Raw genomic sequence first — 4114 nt, forward strand, 5'->3', positions numbered from 1 at the left:
CGAAAGATCACGGTATTGCACATCGGGCCGTCAACCTGCGCCAGGGCGAGCGGGTGCTGGGGGAAATTCACATCCAGAACGTGAACCGCTATCACGCCGTCTTTAAGACCTGGCTGATCCGCTTTCATGGCGTGGCCAGCCGCTACCTGCCCCACTACCTGGGCTGGATCCACGGGCTCGACTGTCGACACCTGAGCACGCCGCAGCAATTTTTACGGGCTGCATTATTCCCGGCAGGAAGTTGAATGCTGGATGGACAGTTCACTGCGACCGGGTGACAGCGCCAAAAAAAACGCTGCCAAGGCAGCGTTCTTCAGGGAACGGCGGGCGATTTAGTTGCGGATCACGCGCTTGTATTCGTTGGTGCGGGTGTCGATCTCGATCGAGTCGTCCTGGCTGACGAACAGCGGGACTTGCACGGTGTGCTGCTTCGATTCGATGGCGTTCTCGATCTTGGCTTCCTTCAGCACGTTGCCGGAGGTGTTGCCCTTGACGGCTGGCTCCGAGTACACGATCTGGCGCACGATGGTGGTCGGCAGTTCGACGGAAATGGCCTTGCCATCATAGAAGACGGCTTCGCATTCCATGCCGTCCTTCAGGTAGTTCAGCGCGTCGCCCAGATTTTCTTCTTCGATCTCGAACTGGTTGTACTCTTCGTCCATGAAGACGTACAGGGGATCGGCGAAGTACGAGTAGGTCACCGGCTTCTTGTCCAGCACGACCACGTCGAACTTGTCGTCGCCGCGGAAGACGTTCTCCAGCGGCGCGTTCGTCAGAAGATTCTTCATCTTCCACTTGTAGGTGAAGCCCGTGCGGCTCGAACCGTTGACGTCGGAACGCAGCACGATGAATGGCTTGGCGTCAACCATGATGATGTTGCCAACACGAATTTCTTTTGCGGGTTTCATAGGTGAGTGTCTACACTAAAAATGGGTTGCAGTAACCGCTCATCATACCATGTTCCGGTGGCGACGCCTACCGCGGGGAGCGGGCGAACTCGAGCAAATTATTGGCCAGGTCGCCGATTTCCAACATCCGCGCTTCCCATGCGGCGGCGTGTTCCACCAGCCGTTCAACATCGGCATGCATGGCCTGCCACAGGTGGGCCAGGTCGGCCGCATCTTCCCCACCCGCCGGCGAAGCGCCGTTCCAGCGCAATGACAAGGCGACCAGGCTGGGCAGATCAGGGGCATACACGTCGAGGAAGGCCCGCAGTTTCTTGTGGTGCAGGTTCTCGTCCTGCGGATAGATATGCCACACGAAAGGCTTGCCGGCCCATTGCGCCCGCACGAAGGAATCCTCGCCCCGGACGAAATTGACGTCGCAGGCCCACAGCAGGCGGTCGTAATCGGACTGGGGCACGAAGGGCAACACGCGCACCGTCAGCGCGCCTTGCGTGCGCGCCGCACCGGCATGCGCGTCACCACCGAGGAAGGCCTGCACCGCCTCGCGTGCCACGCCTTCGGGCACGAGGCAGGTGACGGCGCTGCCGCCGTCGCGCCATGCATCGAGCAGTGCGGACACGGGCGCATGGGGATAGCAGAACAGCGACACCTTGGTTGCCGCCATCTCGCCGGGGGTCACGCCCAGCCCGGCCAGGAAGCGCGCCGCGTTGACCGGGTCCGCCTGGAAGGCATCGCGCTCGGCCAGCAGGCCCCCTTCGCGCGGCAGCCCGCCCGTCCGCGCATTAAAGCCGGGGAAGTAGAAGTGCTTGGTCAGCGGCAGGCGCGGGTGCATCGACGGCAAGGTATGGCAGCCTTCGACCCAGTCTTCCGCCGTCAACCCCTCCAGGTTCAGCCACACGGGCCGGGGCTCGCGGCGCGCCATCGCTTCCACATAGCCGGGCGGGATATCGACGGCGAAGAATTCGATGACGATGTCGGCCACGTCTTCCGGCGCGAACTGGCCGTCCTGGTCCGTCCAATGCCGCACGGTGACGCCTTCGACGGTTTGCGTGGCCGCTTCGCTGTCGAGCCGGGGGCAGATGCGCTTGAAACTGCCGAGGTCGTCGACCCACAGGGTGACAGTGATGCCCCGCTCGCTGGCGAGCTGGCGCGACAGGCGCCAGCAGATGCCGATGTCGCCGAAGTTGTCGACCACCTTGCAAAAGATGGCGAGGGTGGTGGCGGGGCTGGGTGATGCGTGCTGGGTTGGCATATGGGCTGACGAGTTGGCGAACTGTGTACCGGCGAAATACAAAAAAGCCGCACTGGAGACCAGGCGGCTTTGCGGGCAAGCACGAACTTGCGGTATCTGTGGCGTCCCCACGGGGATTCGAACCCCGGTACTCACCGTGAAAGGGTGATGTCCTAGGCCTCTAGACGATGGGGACCCTGGACTCTTTTACTTCGGTGCTTGCCTGGCGCTGCCGCGCTACTGCGCAGTGCGTGCAAACCTTGGCGTCCCCACGGGGATTCGAACCCCGGTACTCACCGTGAAAGGGTGATGTCCTAGGCCTCTAGACGATGGGGACGTCGTAAAAGCGTGCGCGAATTATAGCACCGGGCCAGATGGCGTTACAAGGGCGAAACGTGTGCCGTCCTGCAATACCTATTGCGCCTCATAGTGCCGGCATGGCCCGCGCGCTGTCGCGTCGGCGCGACGTTCCGCGCAGCGCATGCCCTGCCGTCAACGGAAATACAGCATGCGCGTAGCGAACACATAATCGGACTCGGCCACCATCAATGCGGCCAGCACCAGCAGCGCGGCGGGCGGAACAATGACGACGCAGACCAGCACCAGGCGTTCCCAGCGCAGGTGCATGAACACGGCCACGATGAGGGCCGCCTTGGCGAACATCAGCACGATGATCAGGGTCCAGCGCAGCAGGCCCTGCAGCTGGAACAGGTCCACCATATACGACATAGCGCTGAGCACGAACAGCAGGCCCCACACCTTGAAGTACAGGCCGATGGGGTGCTGCTGGTGTTGCTGGCGTTCTTGTTGTTGGGGCTGGCCTTGCGCCGCGATCGCTTCCGTTTGCATGGGCACCTCACCACAGGTAGAACAGCGCGAAAATGAAGACCCACACCAGGTCGACGAAGTGCCAGTACTGGCCGGCAATTTCGACGATGTCGTAATTGCCCGACCGTTCGTAGCGCCCCGCCAGCACGCGACGGGCAACGACGAACAGGTACAGCACGCCGGCGGACACGTGCATGCCGTGGAAGCCCGTGATCATGAAGAAGCTGGCGCCGAACTGCGCCGAGCCCATAGGATTGCCCCAGGGCCGCACCCCCTCGGCGATCAGCTTGCTCCATTCGAAGGCCTGCATGCCGACAAAGACGGCGCCCAGCAAGGCCGTCGCCATCATCAGCACGGCGCACTTGCGCCGCTCGCGGCGGTAGGCGAAGTTGACGGCCATGGCCATCGTGCCGCTGCTGGTGATCAGCACGAAGGTCATGATGGCGATCAGGATCAGCGGCAAGGTCTGGCCGGCAATCGTCAGCGCGAACACTTCGCTGGGGTTCGGCCACGTCGTCGTGGCCGACATGCGCACGGACATATAGCCCGTGAGGAAACTGCCGAAGATAAAGGTGTCGCTGAGGAGGAAAATCCACATCATCGCCTTGCCCCACGGTACCTGGAACATCTGGCGGTCGCCGGACAGGTCCGCGGCCATGCCGCGCAGGCCCGCGGCTGTATCGGCATGCACGGCAGCGGCGTGGCTGGCGTCGCCCTGCCCCGCTCCTTCGCCGGGTTGGCGCGCTGCCGGATTCGTGGCGGACTGGTCTATCGTGGCGGACATGCTCACCTCACCGGTATGCCGAGCGTGCCGCACACGTCGCGCACCAGTTCGGGCGTGACGGTGAACAGCAGTGCGAACAGGGCGAGCCACAGGGCCAGCAGCAAGTGCCAGTACTGGGCACACAGCCGCGTGGCGAGGCTGCGCCAGGCTGGCGTGCTGCCGGGTCGCGCCAGCCTGGGCGTGACGATGGCCGCTGCCGCCATGCCGCCCAGCACATGCACGCCGTGCAGGCCCGTCAGCATGTAGAAGAAGGCCGCGCCCGGCGTGCCGGCCGGCAGCCAGCCCTGCGCCGCCATGGCCACCCAGCCGCCCAGCTGGCTGGCAACGAAGGCGAGCGAGGCCAGCCAGCCCACCACGCACCAGTGC

The 4114-nt window shown here is 63.7% G+C and carries 5 protein-coding genes, 2 tRNA genes and 1 pseudogene; 1 reads left to right on the forward strand and 7 read right to left on the reverse strand.

Annotated features, from left to right (window positions below; translation table 11 throughout):
* Window positions 1-245: pseudogene (locus GM672_RS27195) on the forward strand (IS1595 family transposase); the annotation flags it as partial.
* Window positions 246-332: 87 nt separating this feature from the next.
* Here GM672_RS27195 and GM672_RS27200 read toward each other — a convergent pair.
* The 7 genes from GM672_RS27200 to GM672_RS27230 form a co-directional block, all read right to left on the reverse strand.
* On the reverse strand, window positions 333-908 hold the full coding sequence (locus GM672_RS27200; RefSeq protein ID WP_155473624.1) for an elongation factor P: 576 nt from the start codon (window positions 906-908) through the stop codon (window positions 333-335).
* Between the two features lie 67 nt (window positions 909-975).
* Window positions 976-2157 carry an elongation factor P maturation arginine rhamnosyltransferase EarP gene (gene earP, locus GM672_RS27205; protein WP_155473625.1) on the reverse strand — a complete coding sequence of 394 codons (1182 nt, stop codon included), beginning with the start codon at window positions 2155-2157 and terminating at the stop codon, window positions 976-978.
* A gap of 99 nt (window positions 2158-2256) precedes the next feature.
* A tRNA-Glu gene (locus GM672_RS27210) sits at window positions 2257-2332 on the reverse strand.
* 65 nt (window positions 2333-2397) lie between these two features.
* Window positions 2398-2473: transfer RNA gene (locus tag GM672_RS27215), tRNA-Glu, on the reverse strand.
* 155 nt (window positions 2474-2628) lie between these two features.
* A complete protein-coding gene (locus GM672_RS27220; RefSeq protein ID WP_155473626.1) occupies window positions 2629-2985 on the reverse strand; it encodes a cytochrome C oxidase subunit IV family protein in 357 nt (118 codons plus the stop codon).
* 7 nt (window positions 2986-2992) lie between these two features.
* Window positions 2993-3622, reverse strand: coding sequence for a heme-copper oxidase subunit III family protein (locus tag GM672_RS27225; protein WP_155473627.1), 630 nt, complete (start codon window positions 3620-3622; stop codon window positions 2993-2995).
* 128 nt (window positions 3623-3750) lie between these two features.
* On the reverse strand, window positions 3751-4114 hold a 364-nt coding region (locus GM672_RS27230; protein ID WP_211517451.1), incomplete at its 5' end, for a cytochrome c oxidase subunit 3.

The sequence above is a fragment of the Pseudoduganella buxea genome (genome assembly GCF_009720835.1).
Classification (GTDB): domain Bacteria; phylum Pseudomonadota; class Gammaproteobacteria; order Burkholderiales; family Burkholderiaceae_D; genus Rugamonas; species Rugamonas buxea.

Bases quoted from the DNA above. Each gene is read 5' to 3' on its own strand.
- GM672_RS27200 (WP_155473624.1), bottom strand. From the start codon at position 908: ATGAAACCCGCAAAAGAAATTCGTGTTGGCAACATCATCATGGTTGAC.
- earP (WP_155473625.1), bottom strand. From the start codon at position 2,157: ATGCCAACCCAGCACGCATCACCCAGCCCCGCCACCACCCTCGCCATC.
- GM672_RS27220 (WP_155473626.1), bottom strand. From the start codon at position 2,985: ATGCAAACGGAAGCGATCGCGGCGCAAGGCCAGCCCCAACAACAAGAA.
- GM672_RS27225 (WP_155473627.1), bottom strand. From the start codon at position 3,622: ATGGCCGCGGACCTGTCCGGCGACCGCCAGATGTTCCAGGTACCGTGG.